The organism is Micromonospora sp. ATLC20 (genome assembly GCF_057196585.1).
Map to the genome: position 1 here is coordinate 1 of NZ_JBXUOV010000107.1, position 19,806 is coordinate 19,806.

Below are 19,806 nucleotides of genomic sequence, written 5' to 3' on the forward strand. Positions count from 1 at the left end.
CCAGCCAGCCGCCCGGCCCGGCCGCCAGCCGCGACGCGCTCACCGCGCGCGGGCCGCCGAACAGCTCGAACGCCGCCGGCACCTCCCGCAACGGCCCGCCCGGACGCCACACCCACGTCCCGGTACGCGGATTGCCGTGCACGCCACCGGTCTTCGCGCCCAGCGCCGCCATCCCGTCGTCGCGGCACGCCACCGCGTAGAGCACGTGCTGACGGCCGTAGAACGTCTGCGCGCGCACCGGAACCGGCGACCAGGTCACGCCGTCCGATGAGGACCACGCCGCCGGTCGGGTCTCCCCCGCCGGATCGACCAGCCCGCCCACCACGTACCACCGGCCGGCGCACCGCGCGGCGTCACGCAGCACCGGACGTCCACTGGCGCCGGCGGGAAGGGCCAGCTCGACGGGCTGCCACTGCGGGCGTACCGGAGCGGGCTCGGGCAGCGGTCGCGGGGTGGCGTGACAGGCCGCCAGGAGCAGCGCGGCGGCAGCGGCGACGAGGGCCGGCCGGACGCGCGGGGATGACATGCATCCGATCCTATCGATCGGACGCCTCCCGGGCAGGTCAGGGCGTGGGCTGCTCCACCTCGCCGCCGGCGGTCTCGGCGAGAATCCGCTCGGCGACCTCCTTCATGGTCATCCGGTGGTCCATCGCGGTGCGCTGGATCCACTTGAACGCCTGCGGCTCGGTCATGCCGTACGTGGTCATCAGCGCGCCCTTGGCGCGCTCCACGGTCTTGCGGATCTCCAGCCGGTCGGTGAGGCCGGCCACCTCCGACTCCAGCGCGGCGATCTCCGAGTAGCGGGACAGCGCGATCTCCACCGCCGGCACCAGGTCGCTCTTCTGGAACGGCTTGACCAGGTACGCCATCGCGCCCGCCGCCCGCGCCCGCTCCACCAGGTCACGCTGGCTGAACGCGGTCAGGATGATCACCGGGGCGATGCGCGCGCCGGCGATCCGCTCGGCGGCGGCCAGCCCGTCCATGATCGGCATCTTGATGTCGAGGATGACCAGATCCGGCTTGAGCTCCTCGGCGAGCTTGACGGCGGTCTCGCCGTCACCGGCCTCGCCGACCACCTCGTAGCCCTCTTCGACAAGCATCTCGGCCAGGTCCAGCCGGATGAGCGCCTCGTCCTCGGCGATCAGAACGCGCTTGCGCTCGGCGTCCGCCTGCATCTCGCCCACGAGCCACTCCCACCATCGATCCCGGCACGGTCACCACACATGCTCCCGCATGAGCCTAGTCGGGTACAGTTACCGCACCCCGCCGGGATGGTGGAACGGCATACACGGAAGTCTCAAACACTTCTGCCCGAAAGGGCTTGCGGGTTCGAATCCCGCTCCCGGCACTCTTGTCATACATGTGTTCGAGGATGCTGCTGTGCATCCTCCCGAAATGCGGGCACGAGCCCGCGCCCTTCGCGCCCAGGGTCACAACATCCGTTCGGTGGCCCGCAGCCTGTCCCTGCCCTACACCACGGTCTGGCACTGGTGCGTCGACCGACCAGAGCCAGCGATCTTCGGAAGCGCCGTCCGCTGCTTCCGGTGCCGCCCCAATCCGGACGTCCCACCCGACCATGCCTCCTACGCCTACCTGCTCGGGCTCTATCTTGGTGACGGACACCTGGTCACCACGGACCGGACGCCGGTGCTCCGCATCTACTGTGCCGACGCCTGGCCGAGCCTGATCGAGAAGTGCGACGCAGCGATGCGGGCGGTGTTGGCCAACAAGGTGCAGCGCATCCAGAAGCGCGGCTGTGTCGCCATACAGAGCACAGCACTCCACTGGCCGTGCCTGTTCCCCCAGCACGGACCGGGCAAGAAACACGAGCGCCCGATCGTCCTGGCCGCCTGGCAGCGGAGCATCGTCGAGGCCCACCCGGGCGACTTCCTGCGGGGCCTCTTCCACTCCGACGGCTGCCGCTTCACCAACCGGGTCGTCGTTCGCGGGAAGGAATACGTCTATCCCCGCTACATGTTCTCCAACCGCTCCACCGACATCATGGCGCTGTGCCAGTGGTCCCTCGACCTGCTCGGCATCGCGTGGCGGATGAATCTGCCGTGGTCCCTGTCAGTCGCCCGCCGGGAGGCGGTCGCCGCCCTCGACCGGCATGTGGGCCCGAAGTCGTGACCCGGCGACGGCGCGCGGGACAGCGGCCGGGCGGCGTCAGATCCGCGACAGCGCCCGTGCGAGATCCGCCCGCAGGTCCTCCGGGTCCTCCAGGCCCACCGAGACGCGCAGCAGCCCGCCGCAGGGCTTCGCGTCGCCCTCGACCGGCCGGTGGGTGAGCGAGGCCGGGTGCTGGATCAACGTGTCGACGCCGCCGAGCGACACGGCGTGGGTGATCAGCTCGCAGGCGCCGGCGACCTCGGCCGCGGCGGGCGCGCCGCCGCGTACCTCGAAGGCGAGCAGGCTGCCGGTGCCGGACATCTGGCGGCCGACCAGCCCGGCCGGGTCGTGCAGCGACGGGTGGTGGACGCGCTCGACGGCGGGGTGCCCGGCGAGCCAGGCGGCGAGCTTCGCCGCGCCGGCCTGCTGGGCGCGGACGCGCAGCGGGAGGGTCTGGATGCCGCGGTGCAGCAGGTACGCGCCGAGCGGGTGCAGGACGGCGCCGGTGACGGCACGGACCTGGCGCAGCCGGGCGGCCCACTCGGGTCCGCAGGCGACGACGCCGGCGAGGACGTCGCCGTGGCCGCCGATGCTCTTGGTGGCGCTGTGCAGCACGAGCGCGGCGCCGTGGCGGGCGGGCTGCTGGAGCACCGGGGTGGCGACGGTGTTGTCGACGAGCAGCGGGACGTCACCGGCGGCCTCGGCGAGCGCGGCGATGTCGACCAGGTCGAGGCTGGGGTTCGCCGGCGTCTCGACCACCACGATGGCGGTGTCGGGGCGGATCGCGGCGGCCACGTCGGCGGTGGTGGCCCAGGTGACCTCGGTGCCGAGCAGGCCCGTGGCGAGGACGTGGTCGGTGCCGCCGTAGAGGGGGCGCACGGCGACGACGTGCCGCTTGCCGTCGCGGGTGGCGGCGAGCAGGGTGGCGGTGAGCGCGGCCATGCCGCTGGCGAACGCGACGGCTTCGGCGGTGCCTTCGAGCTGGGCGAGCGCGGTCTCGAACCGGGCCACTGTGGGGTTCCAGAGGCGCTGGTAGACGGCGCTGCCGCCGGCTGGGAGGGTGCCGCCGGTGGCGAGCGTCTCGTAGTCGTCTCCACCGCCGGCCACCGAGGGCAGCGGGTTGGTGGTGGACAGGTCGATCGGCGGGACGTGGACGCCGAGCCCGGCGAGGTCGGCGCGCCCGGCGTGTACGGCTGCGGTGTCCACGGAAGTCATGCCGGAACTGTCGAACATGACGATAGTGGGAGGCAATAGCAGCGAAGAAGATTCTGTTAATCACGCTTTCGCTCGGCGGTGATTCGGTGAAGGATGGTCACATGCCTGCCGCACCGAATGATGTACGGCCGTTCGCCGGCCTGGACGACATCGACCGCGCGATCCTCACCGAGCTGACTGCGGACGGCCGGCTGCCGAACAACGCGCTGGCCGAGCGGGTGGGGGTGGCGCCGTCGACGTGTCTGACGCGTACCCGGGCGCTGCGGGAGTGCGGGGCGATCCGCGGGTTCCACGCCGAGGTGGACCCGGCGGCGGTGGGTCTGCCGTTGCAGGCGCTGGTGTCGGTGCGGCTGACGGCGCACGAGCGGGCCGCCGTGGACGCGTTCCGGGCCCGGTCGGTGCGGCTACCAGGGGTGGTGTCGGTGTTCCACGTGGCGGGCGCGGAGGACTACGTGCTGCACGTGCGGGCCGCCTCCGGTGACGCGCTGCGGGACTTCGTCCTCGATCATCTCGCAGTCGATCCGGCGGTGCAGCACACGCAGACCAGCCTGATCTTCGAGCAGGCGCGGGGTATGGGGTAGCGCACCCGGCGGAACAATTCCGGCACGTCGCCTGTTGCACCTCCCTGTGATCGACGTACCCATGTCTGTTCTTGATCTTGCCCCGGTGGCGGCGACCGGCAGTGCCGGTGAGGCGCTGCGGTACACCACGGAGCTGGCCCGCCGCACCGAGGAGCTGGGCTACCGCCGGTTCTGGGTGGCCGAGCACCACAACATGCCCGCGATCGCGAGTTCCGCGCCGGCGGTGCTGCTCGCGCACCTGGCGGCGAACACCAGCACGATCCGGCTCGGTTCGGGCGGGGTGATGCTGCCCAACCACGCGCCGCTGGTGGTGGCCGAGCAGTTCGGCACCCTGGAGGCGCTGCACCCGGGCCGGATCGACCTGGGCATCGGCCGGGCGCCGGGCACCGACCAGGTGACCGCGCTGGCGCTGCGCCGCACCATGGAGGGCCTGTCGGCCGAGCACTTCCCGCGTGAGCTGGCCGACCTGATGAACTACTTCTCCGGCGCCGAGCCGGGTCCGATCACCGCGACGCCGGGCCGCGGCCAGTCGCCGCAGGTGTGGCTGCTCGGGTCCAGCGGGTTCAGCGCGCAGCTGGCCGGTCTGCTCGGGCTGCCGTTCTCGTTCGCGCACCACTTCAGTTCGCAGAACACGATCCCGGCGCTGCAGCTCTACCGGCAGAACTTCCGGCCGTCGCAGTGGCTGGACCGGCCGTACGCGATGGTGGCGGTGAACGCGGTCTGCGCGGAGACCGACGAGCGGGCCGAGTGGCTGGCCGGGCCGGCCGGGCTGTCGTTCCTGAAGCTGCGGTCGGGGCGGCCGGAGCCGCTGGTCACGCCGGAGGAGGCGGCGGCGTACCCGTACTCGGAGTTCGAGCGGGAGTTCGTCGCCCAGCGCCGCGACGGCCAGGCGACCGGCTCGCCGGAGACGGTGGCCCGGCAGCTCGGTCAGTTGCTGGAGCGCACCGGCGCGGACGAGCTGATGCTTACCACGATGGTGTACGACGTGGCGGACCGGGTCCGCTCGTTCGAGCTGATCGCCGAGAAGGTGGCGGGCGGGCTGCGCCGGGAGGGCTGAAACACGCTCTTCATAGCCACGTCACCGCACCGTCGCGTGGGACGCCTAACTTTGTCCTCGGTGGTGGTACGGCATTCCCGGTCGGGACGGGTCGGGAATGCTGCGGTGTGGTGCACCGGGTCGCCGGCGGAGCGGATTCCGCGGCCGGCGACCCGGTGCCTGCCGTTTCAGCGCAGGTAGATGTTCGGCGCGGGTGGGGTGCTCATGCCGTCGCCCAGGTGGAAGCCCGGGTGCAGCGGCTGGTTGTAGGCGGTGTTCTGCCAGGCCACTGCCACCCGGTACTGCGGGTCGTGCATCAGCGTCGGCAGGCGCAGACCGGTGGTCACCGGCGTGCTGTAGATCCGGAGCGCGGTGCTGTCGGAGGTGCGCCACACGACCTCCTCCCGCCAGTCACCGAGCAGGTCCGCCGAGAGCGCCGGGGTGGACTTGGTGCCGTTGTTCGAGGCGACGCCGCTGCCGGTGAGCAGCCGGGTCTCGCCGCCGGTGCCGTACTTGTCGATCTTCGTGGCGTCGAGCAGTTCCCGGACCGGGTCGCCGTCCCACCAGATCAGGAAGTTCGCCGACGACGGCTTGCGCCCGACGTTCTGGCCCCGGGTGTTGAGCAGCCCGTCGACCGCCGACGACCAGGACTCCGCGCCCGGGCTGCCGGCCCATACGTCACCGGAGACGCCGCGGCCGTTGTCGCCGCTCGGCGCGGTCTGCCAGATGATCTGCCCGGTACGCGCGTCGGCCATCCAGGAACTGGGCTTGCTGGCGTCCTCGTCGACCTTGAACACCTCCAGGCCGGCGCGGGACGGGTCGAGGTCGCCGACGTGCAGGGCATCGCCGTGGCCGTTGCCGGTGGAGTACAGCAGCCGGCCGTTGTCGTCGATGGTGGCGGCGCCGTACACGATCTCCTGGCGGCCGTCGTTGTCCACGTCGGCCACGGAGAGCTGGTGGTTGCCCTGGCCGGCGGCGGCGCCGTTGCCGGAGGCGTTCGAGTCGAACGTCCAGCGCTTGCGCAGCGTGCCGTCGCGGAAGTCCCAGGCCGCGACGACGGCCCGGGTGTAGTAGCCGCGCGCCATGATCAGCGAAGGGCGCTGCCCGTCCAGGTACGCGGTGCCGGCGAGGAAACGGTCGACCCGGTTGCCGTACGAGTCGCCCCAGGAGGAGACGGTGCCGCGCGGCGGGTCGTAGTCGACAGTGGACAGCGCGGCGCCGGTGCGGCCGTCGAACATGGTCAGGTACTCCGGGCCGGCGAGCACGTAGCCGCTGGAGTTGCGGTGGTCGGCCGAGCCGTTCCCGATCACCTGGCCGGTGCCGGAGCGGGTGCCGTCGGCGGTCTTCATGGCCACCTCGGCGTCCCCGTCGCCGTCGTAGTCGTACACCTGGAACTGGGTGTAGTGGGCGCCGGCGCGGATGTTGCGGCCCAGGTCGACGCGCCACAGCCGGGTGCCGGTGAGCGTGTACGCGTCGACGTAGACGTTGCCGGTGTAGCCGGACTGCGAGTTGTCCTTGGCGTTCGACGGGTCCCACTTGAGCACGAACTCGTAGCGGCCGTCGCCGTCGAGGTCACCGACGCTCGCGTCGTTCGCCGCGTAGCTGTACCCCTCCCCCGACGGGGTGGTGCCGCCGGGCGGGGGCTGGATCGGCACGTCCAGCCAGCCGTTGGCGAACTGGAGCGCCGGGGCCGACGCCGCCTGCTCGGCGCCGTTCACCACGGCCCGCACGGTGTACGCCGATCCGGCCGCCGCGCCGCTGTCCAGGTACGTGGTGGCGCCGGTGATCGGGCTGCCGTTGACCTTGGTGCCGCCCCGGTAGAGGTTGAACGCCACGCCCGAGGTCTCGGTGCCGAGCAGCCGCCAAGAGACCAGGTTCCCACTGCCGGAGCGGACGCTGATCAGCCCTCGGTCGAGGTCCTCCATCTGCTTCGCGCCGGCCGGCGGCGTGGTCGGCGGCGGCGTGGTGGGCGGAGGTGTGGTCGGCGGCGGGGTCGTGGGCGGAGGTGTGGTGGACGGTGGCGGGGTCGTCGGTGGCGGGGTCGTCGGCGGCGCGCTGGTGGACGGCGCGCCGGTGCAGGCGGTGCCGTTGAGCGTGAAGGCGGCCGGAACCGGGTTCGACGCGTCGTTCCACGAGCCGTTGAAGCCGAAGTTCGCGGTGCCGCCGGTGCCGATGGCCGCGTTGTAGCCGGCGTCGCGGGCGCTCACCTGCGCGCCGGACTGGCTGACCGTCGCGTTCCACGCCTGGACGACCTGCTGGCCGGCGGCGAAGCTCCAGCCGAGGGTCCAGCCGTTGACCGGGTCGCCGAGGTTCGTCACTGTCACGTCGGCGCCGAAGCCGCCGCTCCACTGGTTGGTGATCCGGTAGTCGACCCGGCAGGCGGCGGCCGCCGCCGCAGCGGTCATCGTGGTGAGCGCGCCGGCCGACAGGGTGACCGCCGAAGCCGCGGCGAGCAGCGCGATCCGGCGGCGGGGGATGGTGAGGTGCACGGGGGATGCCTTTCGCGGAGGTCAGGCACGGGGCGAGCGCCGGCCTGCCCGGACCGGCGGAACGTGCCCTGACGCGACGAGCGACGTCAACACATCGACGTCGGTGATTCGGCTCCGCGCTCCGTCAGCCTAGGTCACCGCCGGACACCCCCACAAGCGCCCGGCTCACCGCGCACGTCGCACGCACCCTCCACCCCGTCCCGGCGCAGTGGCGGCCGGCGCGGCGCGGCCGGACGGCGGCATGGCGGGTCGGCGGCACGGCAGAGTCGCGGGCGGCGGGCGGCGAGAAGAGACAGCCGACACGCCGTGGAACACCCCTCTCGGGTACGGGGGCGCGCGCCGAGAAGAGCTGAAGGCTCAGCCTTCGACGGCGGCGGCGAGCTTCCGCGACTCCGCGGCCTCGGCGGACTCCCCCGACGCCGCGGGCTTCGCCGGTTCGGCGGACTCACCAGACTTGCCGAACTCACCCGGCTCCGCAGGCGCGGCGGGCTCTCCCGCCGGCGCAGAGCCGGTGGCGAGGGCCGCCTCGACGGTGGCGCGGGCCCGGCGGGTACGGCGCAGGGCGCGCACCGCCAGCCCGACGGCGACCAGCCAGGCGGTGCCGAGCAGCACGTACACCACCACCGGCACCGAGCCGCCCACGCCGCCGGCGCTCAACAGCGTGCGGGCGTTCGTCAGCACGATCACGCCGCCGATCACGGCGCCGAGCAGCTGAGCGGGGACGATGCGGACCAGCCAGGCCGCGATCGGCGCGGCGATCAGGCCACCGACCAGGAGGGCGGCCACTGTGGGCAGCAGGAAGCCCTCGGAGCCCAGGCCGATGAGGAAGCCGATGCTGGCCGCGCCGGCCACCACGAACTCGGAGGTGTCCACCGAGCCGATGACCTTGCGGGGTTCCATCCGGCCGGAGACCAGCAGCGCCGGGGTGGCGACCGGGCCCCAGCCACCGCCGCCGGTGGCGTCGACGAAGCCGGCGACCAGGCCGAGCGGGGCGAGGAAGCGGCTACGGAGCCGGCCGGCGGCGCGGTTGGCGCGCAGCGGCCGGGAGAACCGCACCAGCAGGTACGCGCCGAGCGTGAACAGGATGGCTGCCATCCACGGCGCCGCCGCCTCGGTGGAGATGGAGCTGAGGAACGTCGCCCCGGCGAACGCGCCGATCGCGCCGGGCAGCGCGATGCGGCCGACCACCTTCCAGTCGACGTTGCCGAAACGCCAGTGCGAGACGCCCGCGGCGAGCGTGGTGCCGATCTCGGCCAGGTGCACGGAGGCGGACGCGGCGGCCGGCGCCACGCCGGCGAACAGGAGAAGCGTGGAGGAGGTCAGCCCGTACGCCATGCCGAGCGCGCCGTCGACGAGTTGCGCGGCGAGCCCGACGAGGGCGAGGACCAGCAGCTTGCGCACGAGCGCCCCCTGACTTTTCGGTATCTCCTATCAACTTGGTCGACAATGCGCCACGAGGGCACCCCGGGTCAAGTCCCCCATCCGGTTGGTAGGAGACGCCGGACGGTGTGGTCAGCTCCAGGCGCGCGGGTCGGCGGCCAGTTCGTTGACCCGGCCGGGCAGCGCGCCGGCGGCCACGTCGGCGATGGTGACCAGCTCCAGGATCTCCCGCTCGCTGGCCCGCAGCGCGATCCAGACGTCCTGCAAGGCGCGGGCCGCGCCCTGGTAGCCGAGCTGTTCCGGGCGCTGCCCGCGCACGTGCGCGAGTGGACCGTCGATGACGCGGATCACCTCGGCCAGGGAGATCTCGCCGGCCGGCCGGGCCAGCCAGTAGCCGCCCTCGGGGCCACGCTGGGCGTGCACGATGCCGCCCCGGCGCAGTTGCAGCAGGATGCTCTCGAGGAACTTCGGCGGGATGTCCTGCGCGCGGGCGATCTGCTCGGCGGTCACCGGGCGGCTCCGTCCGGTGCTTCCCCCGTCCGCGACCGAGGCCAGCTCAGCGGCCGCGCGGAGGGCATAGTCGACCCGGGCGGAAAGACGCATACGGCCAGGTTAGTCCGCTGCGGTGCGGACCTGCCGCCCGACCCGCGCCCGGACGATCACCGGCCGGGCGGTCAGCCGCCGACCCGCCGCAGCAGACCCTCCTGGACGGCGCTGGCGATGTGCCGGCCGTCGGTGGTGAACATCCGGCCCGTGGCCAGGCCACGGGCGCCGGACGCGGACGGGCTCCAGCAGTCGTACAGGAACCAGTCGTCGGCGCGGAACGACCTGTGGAACCACAGCGCGTGGTCGAGGCTCGCGCCGACCACACCGCCCGGGCCCCACACCTCGCCGTGCACCGACAGCACCGAGTCCAGCAGCGTCAGGTCGGAGGCGTACGTGAGGGCGCACGCGTGCAGCAGCGGATCGTCCGGCAGTTTGCCGTCCAGGCGCATCCACACCCGCTGGTGCGGTTCGGCCGGGCGGTCGCCGGGGCGGACCCAGCCGGGCTCGCCGACGTAGCGCACGTCGATCGGGCGCGGGATCATCCCCCAGATGCCCAGGCGCTCCGGGTAGCGGGAGAGCCGGTCGGTCATGGTCGGCACGTCGTCCGGGCCGGGTACGTCCGGCGGGAGCGGGGCGTGGTGGTCCAGCCCCTCCTCCTGCCGCTGGAACGACGCCGACATGAAGAAGATCGGCTTGTCGTGCTGCAACGCCACCGAGCGGCGTACCGAGAAGGAGCGGCCGTCGCGGACGTTCTCCACCTGGTACTCGATCGGCTCGGCCGGGTCGCCGGGGCGCACGAAGTAGCCGTGCAGGGAGTGCACGGCCCGCTCCGCATCGACGGTGCGGCCGGCCGCGACCAGGGCCTGGCCGGCGACCTGCCCGCCGTAGACCCGCTGCGGGCCCACCTGCGGGCTCATCCCCCGGAAGGTCATCTCTCCGGTACGGGCGAGGTCGAGCACCTCCAGCAGCTGGTCGACCGCGGCCTGCCCGGTGGCCACACCACTCATTGAAGGGCTCGCGCCGAGGCGGCGTCGACCAGCGAACCGAGCTGGTGCACGCGCAGCGTGTTGGTGGAGCCGGGGGTGCCGGGCGGGCTGCCCGCCACGATGACCACGTAGTCGCCCGGGTTGGCCCGGTTGAGGCCGAGCAGCGCCTGGTCGACCTGGCGGAACATGTCGTCGGTGTGCTGGACGAACGGCATCAGGAACGTCTCCACGCCCCAGGACAGCGCGAGCTGGTTGCGCACCTCCGGCACCGGCGTGAACGCCAGCAGCGGCAGGTCGCAGTGCAGCCGGGCCAGCCGCTTGACGGTGTCACCGGTCTGCGAGAACGCGACCATGGCCTTGGCGCCGATGGCCCGGGCGATCGACGAGGCGGCGACGGTGAGCGCCCCGCCGTGCGTACGCGGATCGTGCTGCAACCGGGGGACGGCGATCGAGCCGGCCTCGGTGGTGGTGATGATCTTCGCCATGGTGCTGACGGTGAGCACCGGGTACTTGCCGACGCTGGTCTCGCCGGAGAGCATCACCGCGTCCGCGCCGTCGAGCACCGCGTTCGCCACGTCGGAGGCCTCCGCGCGGGTCGGGCGGGAGTTCTCGATCATCGAGTCGAGCATCTGGGTGGCCACGATGACCGGCTTGGCGTTCTCCCGGCACAGCTGCACGGCGCGCTTCTGCACCAGCGGCACCTGGTCCAGCGGCAGCTCGACGCCGAGGTCACCGCGGGCGACCATGACCCCGTCGAAGGAGAGCACGATCGCCTCCAGGTGGTCGACCGCCTCCGGCTTCTCGACCTTGGCCAGGACCGGGCGGCGCACACCCTCCTCGTCCATGATCGAGTGGACGAGCTTGATGTCCTCCGGTGACCGCACGAACGACAGCGCGACCAGGTCGACGCCGAGGCCGAGGGCGAAGCGCAGGTCCGCGGCATCCTTGTCGGACAGGGCCGGGACGCTCACCGCGACGTTCGGCAGCGAGACACCCTTGTTGTTGGAGACCGGGCCGCCCTCGGTGACCAGGCACCGGATGTCGTTGCCGGTGACGTCGCTGACCTCGACCGCGACGCGGCCGTCGTCGATCAGCAGCCGGTCGCCCGGCTTCACCTCCTGGGGCAGCTTGCGGTAGGTGCAGGAGACCCGCTCCTTGGTGCCGAGGACGTCGTCACCGGTGATCACGACGGAGTCGCCGGTGCGCCACTCGTGCGGGCCGTCGGCGAACCGGCCGAGACGGATCTTGGGCCCCTGGAGGTCGGCGAGCACGGCGACCGGCTTGCCGGCCGCCTCGGCCGCTTCCCGGACCAGCCGGTAGACCGACTCGTGGTCGGCGTGACTGCCGTGGCTGAAGTTGAGCCTCGCCACGTTCATGCCCGCTTCTACGAGGCCGCGGATACGCTCCGGGGACGCGGTTGCGGGGCCGAGAGTGCAGACGATCTTCGCGCGGCGTGTCACGCCCATCAGGCTAGTCTCTCCTCCGGATCGGCCTCCCGGCCGACCCCTTGCGGACTGCGGAACATTTGTCCAACGACGCGCGTCAACCGCGTGGGCGGGCGGTAGGCGTACCGCACCGGAACGTCGTGTGGCGGGCATCAGCGACCGCGCGGTGAGAAATCGTACCGCTCCCCGTCACGGACCGGCCGGGGGCACTGTGGGGCCGCCGCGCCCGGCCGTCCGGCCGTGGGCGGGCACTGGGTACGCGGCAGCGATCGGTGCCGTCGGAGGGGCGGGCGTCGCGCCTCAGCTCTCCGTCTTGACCAGCGGGAACTCCAGTGAGCCGGCCGGGCAGAGGAAGGTGAGCACCTCGACCCGGTAGAGCCCGGCCTGCACCGCCGGGTCGGCCTCCATGACGCTGCGGACGTCGTCCACCGAGCCGGTCCGGGCCAGGCCGAAACCGATCGGCGGGTCGGGTTCCCGGGCCGGGCCGTCGACCGACCCGTCCACGAGCACGATGCCGCGCCGTTGCAGCGCCCGCATGTGCTGGAGGTGCTCGGCCTGCAACCGCTGCACGGTCTCGTCCGGCAGGGCCCGTCCCGAGGGCCCCGGGTAGAGCACGATGCACTCGTACGTGTCCAGCGCGAAGTCGAGCCGTGGCGTCGCGGCCATGCGCACCTCCTGAGCACCGTCCCGCCCAGCCTCCCACGGCGGCCCGGTGCGCCGGGGCCGCTCGCCGCAACTGCCAGTGCTTCGCCGCCACGATTCGGGGAATGTCCAGGGTCGGGGCGCAACACCGCCCCGCGAGGTACGAACGAGCACAGGAGGACCGCGAATGGCCACCAGCACCCAGCCCGCCAAGGCGTCGGGCAGCTACCGGATCGGTGGCGACCTGCCGGTCGACCGCCTCGGCTACGGGGCGATGCAGCTCACCGGCCCCGGCGTGTGGGGCGACCCGAAGGATCCGGCCGAGGCGGTACGGGTGCTGCGCCGCGCGTACGAGCTGGGCGTCACGTTCATCGACACCGCCGACTCGTACGGGCCGTTCGTCAGCGAGCTGCTGATCCGCGAGGCGCTGCACCCGTACGCCGACGACCTGGTCATCGCGACGAAGGCCGGCCTGACCCGCTCCGGCCCGGACGACTGGCGGCCGGTGGGCCGCCCGGAGTATCTGCGCCAGCAGTGCGAGCTGAGCCTGCGCCACCTGGGCCTGGACTGCATCCCGCTCTACCAGCTGCACCGCATCGACGCGAAGGTGCCGCTGGCCGACCAGCTCGGCGAGCTGGCGCTGCTGCGCCAGGAGGGCAAGATCCGGCACATCGGGCTGTCCCAGGTCAGGGTCGAGGAGATCGAGGCGGCCCGGGCGATCGCGCCGATCGTGTCCGTGCAGAACCTCTACAACCTGGCCGACCGCAGCGCGGAGGACGTGCTGGAGCACTGCGAGCGCCACGACCTGGCGTTCATCCCGTGGTTCCCGATCGCCACCGGCAACCTGGCCCGGCCCGGCGGCCCGCTGGACGCGATCTCGACCGCGCACGGCGCCAGCCCGGCGCAGCTCGCGCTGGCCTGGCTGCTGCGCCGGTCGCCGGTGATGCTGCCGATCCCGGGTACGTCGTCGGTGGCGCACCTGGAGGAGAACGTGGCGGCGGCCGAGGTGGAGCTGACCGACGACGAGTTCGAGGCGCTGGCGAAGGCCGCCTGAGCCGGCCGCCGCACCTCCGCCGACCGGCCCCTTTCGCGGAATGTGATCGGACAACTACTGTCAGAGGGATTCTCATGAGTGGGGGTCCCCTGTGGAGGAATTCGACTACGTCATCGTGGGGGCCGGCGCGGCGGGGTGCGTGCTGGCCAACCGGCTCACCGAGGATCCGGGGACGCGGGTGTTGCTGCTGGAGGCGGGCGGCTGGGACCGGAGCCCGTACGTGCGGGTGCCCAAGGCGTTCTCCCGGCTGATGGACGACGAGCGCACCGCCTGGCACTACCCGGCCACCACCGGGCCGGGCCGCCGGGAGATCTGGCAGCGCGGACGGATGATCGGCGGCTCGACGTCGGTGAACGGCATGATCTGGAGCCGCGGCGCGGCCCGGGACTGGGACGCCCTCGAACCGCTGGGCTGGGGCTGGTCGGTCATGGGCCGGGTGTTCCCGCAGCTGGAGGACCATCCGCTCGGGCCCGCGCCGCATCGGGGCACGGGCGGCCCGGTGCGGCTGTCCATCGCCACCGGCACCGACCCGCTCGCCGAGGAGATGGTGGCGACCGGCGCCGAGCTGGGCTGGCGCCACGCCGACGACCTGGACGCCCACGACGACGAGCGGATCGGCTACCCGACCGCCACGATCCGCGCCGGACGCCGGGTCAGCGCCGCCGACGCGTTCCTGCACCCGGTTCGGCGCCGGCCCAACCTGACCGTCGAGGTCGGCGCCGTCGTCCTGCGGGTGCTCGTCGAGGGCGGCCGGGCCACCGGTGTACGGGTGGCGCGCGGCGGCGGGGAGACCACGTACCGGGCGGCCGGTGAGGTGATCCTCGCCGCGGGCGCTCTGGCCACCCCGCACCTGTTGCAGGTCTCCGGCATCGGTCCGGCGGACACGCTGCGCGCGGCAGGGGTGCCGGTGCTGCTCGACCGGCCACGGGTCGGCGCGGGGCTGCGCGAGCACCGGTCGATGGTGCTCCAGTACCGCCTCGCCGAACCCGGCGGCCACAACATGACCATCGGCAGCCCGCTCGGGCAGGCCCGGGCCACGCTGCGCTGGCTGCTCACCGGGGGCGGCCCGCTCGCCCTGCCGGTGCTGGACGTGGCGGCCCACCTCAAGTCCCGCCCCGACCTGGACCGCCCGGACGCGCACCTGCTGATGGCGCCGTTCTCGGCCGCCCCACCGCGGCCCGGCAAGGCCCTCGAACTGGAACGGGAGCCGGGCGTGATGTGCCTGGGCACGGTGACCCGCCCGGACAGCGAGGGCAGCCTGACCATCACCGGCGCGGACCCGCGTACGCCGCCGGCCATCGTGGCGAACTACCTCACCACCGAGCACGACCGGCGGGTGGCGGTGGACCTGTTCCGCCGGATGCGGGAGTTCTTCGGCACCGGCCCGATCGCGAAGCGCATCCGGGCCGAGACGGTGCCCGGGACGGCGGCCACCACCGACGCGGAGATCGTCGAGGCGGCGGTGGCGCGCGGCTACTGCGGCTACCACGCGATCGGCACCTGCGCGATGGGCACCGGCGACGACCACGTGGTCGATCCGCGGTTGCGGGTACGCGGCGTGGACGGGCTGCGGGTGGTCGACGCGTCGGTGCTGCCGGTGATGGTGGCCGGCTGGACCAGCGCCCCGGTGACCGCGCTGGCCTGGCGGGCCGCCGACGTGATCCGCGGGCGAGCCGACGACTGAACGTGCCCGGGACCGCACGACGGCGGGCCCGGGCACGTGGCTCAGACCGCGAAGCAGTTCGGCTGGACCGCGGCGCCGGAGAGCACCTGGCGCACCGCCGTGTACGTGGTGCCGTCCAGCACCAGCCCGAGGTGGCCGACGACCCGCAGCGGGCACCACGCCTGCACCAGGATGTTCGTCGCGCCGTCGGCGAGCACGGCGTTGTCGACCGGCCGGACCAGTTCGTCCTGCCAGGTGCGCACCGTCGCCCAGCGCACCGGGCCGGGGGTGTCGTCCCCGGCGTTGAGGTCGGCGAGGAAGCTCGACCCGATGGTCATCTGCTGGCAGGCGATCACCCCGGCGCAGCTGCCCAGCCCGAGGAAGGCGACCAGGTTGGCGACGGAGGTGCCGTACTGCGGGCTGCCCAGGCTGACGTACTGGTCGACGGTGGCGGTGCCGCCGAGGTACTTGACGTACCAGCGGCTGACCAGGCCGCCCTCGGAGTGGCCGACCAGGTCGACGCGCGCGGCGCCGGTGGTGGCGCGCACCCGGTCCACGTAGGACGCCAGGGAACGGGCGGACTCGCGGATGTCGCCGAGGCCGAGGTTCGGCAACTGGAAGATCGAGACCCGGTAGCCGTCGGCGCGCAGCCGGGCGGCGATCGGCTCGTACGCGATGGAGATTCCACTCAGGCCGCCGACCACGATCACCGGGTCGGCGGCCGCGGCGGCGGCCCGTTGCGCGGCGGTGGCGACGGTGGCCGTGCTCGACGGAGCGGCGGGTTCGGCGGTGGCGGCCTGGGCGGCGGCCGGGACGAGCAGGACGGTGGCGGCGGTGGTGGCGGCCAGGATCGTTCGGAGCAGCATGGGCTGCACCTCCGGGGGGAGGCACCCGGGCGTACCCGGGGGGACGGGTGGGATCCGATCGATCGTGGACACGATGATGCGTGTCCGATTTCACACACGTCAATGAAAAGTTACGCGGCGGTAACCCTTGTCGCGCCCTCAGCGCAAACCGGCATGCCGGGCCGGGCTCAGTTGCCCAGCGCCTGGACCTTCGCGATGGTCTCCTGCACGTGCTGCCGGGCCGGCTCCCCGCCCTGCGCGGCCTGCGCCAGCGCCTGCCGGTAGGAGTCGATGGCGCCGATCAGCGGGCCCGCCGTGGCCCCTTCCAGCGCGCCCGCCACCAGCGCCCGCGCCTCGGCCGCGTCCTGCGCGGCGGCGGCGGTGCGTGCCTTGGCCTCGTCCAGCTTCTGTGCCGCCGCCGCCAGCCTGGCGATGATCTCCGCCGCGCTCACACGCCCTCCCCCAGCTCACCGACCCGCGCGCAGCCTACCGCCCCACCCCGCCTCACTGTCAGCGCAGGAGGCGGAAGAGGAGGAGGTAGAGGCAGAAGAAGGACGGGGAGACCAGCGCGCAGATCACGAAACCCAGCGGCACGTACCGTCCGGCCGGCGGCGCGTCGCCCTCCACCGCCGGGCGGCCCCAGCGGGCGAGCACCACCTGACCGGCCACGAAGGACATCAGCGGGACGCCCGCGCAGCTCAGCGCCGCGACCAGGTCCAGCCCGGTCACCGGCAGCGACGAACCCACTATCGCGATCAGCATCAGCAGCGAGCCGACCAGCGCGCAGCCCGCGTACACCACCACCGCCCGGGCCGGCGCCGACCAGGTGGGCAGCAGCACCGGCGTGCGGGCCAGCGCGTCGGCCTGCTGCCCGAACGCGTCGGCTTCCTCGGCGAGCCGCCCCGCCGCCGCCAGCTCCGCCGCCGGGTCGCCGGCCCGCGGCGCCGGAACACCCCCCGAGGGGTACGCCCCGACATCCGGCCGCCCCGGCGCGTCGGCTGCGCCGCCGGTCACCCCGTCCCCCAGTCCGGGTGCGGGAGCCGGCGCTCCCCCACCGGCAGCCATCGCCGGCTCCGGCGCCTCCGCCGGTACCGACGTCATCGGCGTGCCGATCGCCTGCCCGAGCCGGTCCAGATGCTGCCCCTGGGCGGCGAGCCGCTGCCCGAGCGTGTCGACGGCGGACTGGAGGCCACGGCGGCGCTCCGCCTCGGCCGCGATCTCCCGCTCGCCGCCGCGCTGCCGGGTGGACAGCTCCCGCAGCAGCGCCGCGTACTCGTCGAATCCGCTCATGCTGGGCCGTCTTCCGTTCGCGACTGCGGGGCTCGCAAACCCGGCTCACTCCTCGCGCTCACAAGGCCGTCTTCCGTTCGCGACTGCGGGGCTCGCAAACCCGGCTCACTCCTCGCGCTCACGTGATATCTCCCCCGGCGGCGAACGGCACGATCAGCGCGGTGCGGTGCTCGTGCCGGTCGACCAGCAGGGCGCGCCCCTCGCGCGGGACGTACGCCAGGTCGTGCACGCCGAGGTGCAGGCCCAGGTCGGCGGCGGGGACGTTGAGCGCGACCAGGCCGGTCACGTCGTCGCGGTGCCCGCTGCCGCCGAGGTCGTCGGCGAGCCGGCGCAGCCCGCGCCACCAGCCGAGCACGTGCACCCCGCGCGGCGGGCCCTGGCGCAGCACGGCGCGCAGGTCGTCGTACCCGGAGCGGAACGTCGCCGGGTCGGAGGCGGCCAGCGTCGTGGCGGCGGCGTCCATCCCGAACACCACCAGGTAGGTGCGCCCGGCCGCCGGGGCGTCGCCGGTCGCGGCCTCGGCGAGCTGGGCGCGCAGCGCGCCGGCGTCGAGGCGCCGGACCGGGTGCCCGGCGGCGGCGAGCGTCATGGCCAGGTCGTCGGCGGCGTCCGTGGTGCCCGGCGCCAGCGGCACGAACAGGAACCGGGCGGTGCCGGGAGCGTGCTGGCGGGCCAGGGACAGGGTGGCCGACCGGAGCACGTCCGCGCCCGCCCCGGCGGTGCCGACCACCGCCAGGTGCCGGCCCGGGCTGCCGTCGAGCGCGAAGCCGGCCGGGCTGCCGGGGACGTCTACTACCCGGCCGACGAGCGCGTACGGCGGGTCGGCGCCGGGTGTCAGCGCCGCCCAGGCGGGGTCGTCGGTGAGCCGGGGCGTCTCGTGTCCCCGGAAGACGGCAGGCGGGCGTGACCCGGCCGGGCGGGCCGCGTGCAGTTCGTGGCGCAGCGCGGCGAGGTCGGCCGAGGCGGCGTGCGCGTCGGGGAACCGCACCTCGGCGTCCGAGCCGGGCGCACCCGCGCCGGTGTTCACCACTGCCGTGCCGACGGTGAGCCCGCGCGCGGCGTCGTTGCGCGGGTCCAGCACGGCGTCGCCGCCTGGTAGCGCGATCCGCAGCGGGAACTGCCCGAAGATCGCCTCGGCCCGGCCGTAGAGCGCCTCGATGCCGGTGGTGCTCTGGCTCGCCAGCACCAGGTGCAGGCCGTACGAGCGGCCCTTGCGGGCCAGTTCCTCGATCAGGTCGACGGCCTGCCGGGCCAGCGCGTCGTTGCCGGCGAACAGCACGTGGAACTCGTCGACCACCGTGACGATCCGGGGCGGCCGGGCGTTGGGCGGCAGGTCCGCCAGGCGGCTGACGCCGTGCCGCTTGAGCAGGTCGGCGCGGCGGCCCAGTTCGGCGCGCAGTTCGCGCAGCACGGCCACGCCGTACTCGCGGTCGGACTCGATGCCGACCGCATCGGCGTGCGGCAGCCAGGACGGGTCACGGTCGGTGGGCACGAACTCGGTGAAGCTGACGCCCTCCTTGAAGTCGAGCAGCATCAGCCGCAGCTCGGCCGGGGAGTAGCGGGCGGCCAGCCCGTAGAGCACGTCGAGCAGCAGCACCGTCTTGCCCGCGCCGGTCCGCCCGCCGATCAGCCAGTGCGGGGTGGCGTCGTCGAACGCCACGCTCAGCGGGCGGCGTCCGGCCCGGCCGAGCACGGTACGCAGCCCGGAGGCGGCGGACCCGGCCCAGCGCTGCGCGGGCAGCAGGTCGGTGAACGTGACGCCGTCCTGATCGGCGGCCTCGGCGTACCGGCGGGCCAGCGCGGTGACGGTGGCGTGCGACGGGTCGCCGTCGAGCACCACCGGCGCGGCCAGCCCGCTGCCGTCGGTGCTGAACGGGCGCCCGGGCGGGTCGCCGACGAGCGTGTACCGCTCGGTGACGCGCAGCTGGGTGGTGGCGCCCAGCGGCGGCGCGGCGCTCGGCCCGGCCGGTGGGTGACCGGCCAGCAGCACGCAGACCGCAGCGGCCGGGCCGGCGTGGGTGAGCGCGGCGAGCCGGGCCAGTTCCCGGGGCGGCGGCGCGGACGCGGCGACCACCACCAGCAGCTCGCGGTCCTCCGGCGCGGACCGCTGGGCGGTACGGGCATGCCGCTCGGCCAGGTCGAGCAGGGCCGTCGTCTCCGCCTCGGTGGTCGCCGCCGCGGCGAGTACCCCGGCGTCCTGGAGTGGGCGCAGCGGAAGGAACGCCGCGCCGAAGGCGGCCTGGTCGATGCCGGCGACCCGGATCGCACCGGCCGGAGCGGCGGTCAGCAGCCGTACCACCACCGCCCGCAGCAGCTCGCCGACGCGCGGGTCACGGGCGTCCGCGTCGACCGCCAGGTGCGCGCCCGCACCCACCGGCACGAGCACCGGGAACGCGCCGTCGACAGTGGTCGCGGCGCCGAGGCGTACCGGAACGGGGTGGGTCGCGACGCGGGCGGTGCCGGGCACCGCGGCGGCCAGCTCCCCGCCGAGGCGGGCCAGCCGCGCGACCAGCTCGGGGCTGCCC

Annotated in this window: 17 protein-coding genes, 1 tRNA gene and 1 pseudogene; 6 read left to right on the forward strand and 13 right to left on the reverse strand. The window is 73.8% G+C overall.

What is annotated here, in order from left to right; genetic code table 11:
* Both AC2CHG_RS20755 and AC2CHG_RS20760 read right to left on the reverse strand, forming a co-directional pair.
* Positions 1–526 (reverse strand): annotated as a pseudogene (locus tag AC2CHG_RS20755) (hypothetical protein); the annotation flags it as partial.
* Positions 527–563: 37 nt separating this feature from the next.
* Positions 564–1,184: an ANTAR domain-containing response regulator gene (locus tag AC2CHG_RS20760; RefSeq protein ID WP_194801284.1), complete on the reverse strand. Its 621-nt coding sequence runs from the start codon at positions 1,182–1,184 to the stop codon at positions 564–566.
* Between the two features lie 81 nt (positions 1,185–1,265).
* Between AC2CHG_RS20760 and AC2CHG_RS20765 the strand changes: the two genes are divergently transcribed.
* Both AC2CHG_RS20765 and AC2CHG_RS20770 read left to right on the forward strand, forming a co-directional pair.
* Positions 1,266–1,348 (forward strand) — tRNA-Leu (locus AC2CHG_RS20765).
* A 98-nt stretch (positions 1,349–1,446) separates the two neighbouring features.
* On the forward strand, positions 1,447–2,130 hold the full coding sequence (locus tag AC2CHG_RS20770; protein ID WP_355509080.1) for a transcriptional regulator: 684 nt from the start codon (positions 1,447–1,449) through the stop codon (positions 2,128–2,130).
* A gap of 36 nt (positions 2,131–2,166) precedes the next feature.
* Here AC2CHG_RS20770 and AC2CHG_RS20775 read toward each other — a convergent pair whose 3' ends face one another.
* Positions 2,167–3,342, reverse strand: a complete 1,176-nt coding sequence (locus AC2CHG_RS20775) for a trans-sulfuration enzyme family protein (RefSeq protein ID WP_484525381.1) — start codon at positions 3,340–3,342, stop codon at positions 2,167–2,169.
* An 83-nt stretch (positions 3,343–3,425) separates the two neighbouring features.
* Between AC2CHG_RS20775 and AC2CHG_RS20780 the strand changes: the two genes are divergently transcribed.
* Complete coding sequence (locus AC2CHG_RS20780; protein WP_262014655.1) at positions 3,426–3,905, forward strand: Lrp/AsnC family transcriptional regulator; 480 nt, start codon at positions 3,426–3,428, stop codon at positions 3,903–3,905.
* A 61-nt stretch (positions 3,906–3,966) separates the two neighbouring features.
* Entirely contained in the window at positions 3,967–4,962 is a 996-nt protein-coding gene (locus AC2CHG_RS20785; protein WP_484525382.1) for an LLM class flavin-dependent oxidoreductase, read from the forward strand.
* Positions 4,963–5,129: 167 nt separating this feature from the next.
* Here the strand turns inward: AC2CHG_RS20785 and AC2CHG_RS20790 are convergent, their stop codons facing one another.
* The 6 genes from AC2CHG_RS20790 to AC2CHG_RS20815 form a co-directional block, all read right to left on the reverse strand.
* Positions 5,130–7,430 carry a rhamnogalacturonan lyase family protein gene (locus tag AC2CHG_RS20790; protein WP_484525383.1) on the reverse strand — a complete coding sequence of 767 codons (2,301 nt, stop codon included), beginning with the start codon at positions 7,428–7,430 and terminating at the stop codon, positions 5,130–5,132.
* Between the two features lie 357 nt (positions 7,431–7,787).
* The gene (locus AC2CHG_RS20795; protein WP_484525384.1) at positions 7,788–8,831 is read right to left on the reverse strand and encodes a sulfite exporter TauE/SafE family protein; all 1,044 of its coding nucleotides are present in this window, start codon (positions 8,829–8,831) and stop codon (positions 7,788–7,790) included.
* Between the two features lie 111 nt (positions 8,832–8,942).
* A complete protein-coding gene (locus AC2CHG_RS20800; RefSeq protein WP_135241228.1) occupies positions 8,943–9,413 on the reverse strand; it encodes an RrF2 family transcriptional regulator in 471 nt (156 codons plus the stop codon).
* 71 nt (positions 9,414–9,484) lie between these two features.
* Positions 9,485–10,363: an acyl-CoA thioesterase gene (locus AC2CHG_RS20805; RefSeq protein ID WP_262014653.1), complete on the reverse strand. Its 879-nt coding sequence runs from the start codon at positions 10,361–10,363 to the stop codon at positions 9,485–9,487.
* Complete coding sequence (pyk, locus tag AC2CHG_RS20810; RefSeq protein ID WP_402808747.1) at positions 10,360–11,808, reverse strand: pyruvate kinase; 1,449 nt, start codon at positions 11,806–11,808, stop codon at positions 10,360–10,362. The genes AC2CHG_RS20805 and pyk overlap by 4 nt, the downstream gene beginning before the upstream one ends.
* Positions 11,809–12,087: 279 nt before the next feature.
* Positions 12,088–12,453: a YciI family protein gene (locus AC2CHG_RS20815; protein ID WP_013287532.1), complete on the reverse strand. Its 366-nt coding sequence runs from the start codon at positions 12,451–12,453 to the stop codon at positions 12,088–12,090.
* A 163-nt stretch (positions 12,454–12,616) separates the two neighbouring features.
* Between AC2CHG_RS20815 and AC2CHG_RS20820 the strand changes: the two genes are divergently transcribed.
* Together AC2CHG_RS20820 and AC2CHG_RS20825 are read left to right on the forward strand one after the other, a co-directional pair.
* Positions 12,617–13,483 (forward strand): aldo/keto reductase, encoded by an 867-nt coding sequence (locus AC2CHG_RS20820; protein ID WP_484525385.1) that lies wholly within the window; start codon positions 12,617–12,619, stop codon positions 13,481–13,483.
* 91 nt (positions 13,484–13,574) lie between these two features.
* On the forward strand, positions 13,575–15,167 hold the full coding sequence (locus AC2CHG_RS20825) for a GMC family oxidoreductase (RefSeq protein WP_484525386.1): 1,593 nt from the start codon (positions 13,575–13,577) through the stop codon (positions 15,165–15,167).
* Between the two features lie 41 nt (positions 15,168–15,208).
* Here AC2CHG_RS20825 and AC2CHG_RS20830 read toward each other — a convergent pair whose 3' ends face one another.
* The 4 genes from AC2CHG_RS20830 to AC2CHG_RS20845 all read right to left on the reverse strand — a co-directional run.
* The gene (locus AC2CHG_RS20830; protein ID WP_484525387.1) at positions 15,209–16,012 is read right to left on the reverse strand and encodes a lipase family alpha/beta hydrolase; all 804 of its coding nucleotides are present in this window, start codon (positions 16,010–16,012) and stop codon (positions 15,209–15,211) included.
* A 167-nt stretch (positions 16,013–16,179) separates the two neighbouring features.
* Positions 16,180–16,443, reverse strand: coding sequence for a DUF6244 family protein (locus AC2CHG_RS20835; RefSeq protein ID WP_073830945.1), 264 nt, complete (start codon positions 16,441–16,443; stop codon positions 16,180–16,182).
* Positions 16,444–16,501: 58 nt separating this feature from the next.
* Entirely contained in the window at positions 16,502–17,281 is a 780-nt protein-coding gene (locus AC2CHG_RS20840) for a hypothetical protein (RefSeq protein WP_484525388.1), read from the reverse strand.
* A 118-nt stretch (positions 17,282–17,399) separates the two neighbouring features.
* A partial coding sequence (locus AC2CHG_RS20845; RefSeq protein WP_484525389.1) for an FtsK/SpoIIIE domain-containing protein occupies positions 17,400–19,806 on the reverse strand: 2,407 nt, incomplete at its 5' end.

Coding starts and splice junctions, on each gene's coding strand:
- AC2CHG_RS20800 (WP_135241228.1), bottom strand. CDS start 9,413: ATGCGTCTTTCCGCCCGGGTCGACTATGCCCTCCGCGCGGCCGCTGAG.
- AC2CHG_RS20780 (WP_262014655.1), top strand. CDS start 3,426: ATGCCTGCCGCACCGAATGATGTACGGCCGTTCGCCGGCCTGGACGAC.
- AC2CHG_RS20815 (WP_013287532.1), bottom strand. CDS start 12,453: ATGGCCGCGACGCCACGGCTCGACTTCGCGCTGGACACGTACGAGTGC.
- AC2CHG_RS20840 (WP_484525388.1), bottom strand. CDS start 17,281: ATGAGCGGATTCGACGAGTACGCGGCGCTGCTGCGGGAGCTGTCCACC.
- AC2CHG_RS20820 (WP_484525385.1), top strand. CDS start 12,617: ATGGCCACCAGCACCCAGCCCGCCAAGGCGTCGGGCAGCTACCGGATC.
- AC2CHG_RS20775 (WP_484525381.1), bottom strand. CDS start 3,342: ATGTTCGACAGTTCCGGCATGACTTCCGTGGACACCGCAGCCGTACAC.
- pyk (WP_402808747.1), bottom strand. CDS start 11,808: ATGGGCGTGACACGCCGCGCGAAGATCGTCTGCACTCTCGGCCCCGCA.
- AC2CHG_RS20805 (WP_262014653.1), bottom strand. CDS start 10,363: ATGAGTGGTGTGGCCACCGGGCAGGCCGCGGTCGACCAGCTGCTGGAG.
- AC2CHG_RS20785 (WP_484525382.1), top strand. CDS start 3,967: ATGTCTGTTCTTGATCTTGCCCCGGTGGCGGCGACCGGCAGTGCCGGT.
- AC2CHG_RS20830 (WP_484525387.1), bottom strand. CDS start 16,012: ATGCTGCTCCGAACGATCCTGGCCGCCACCACCGCCGCCACCGTCCTG.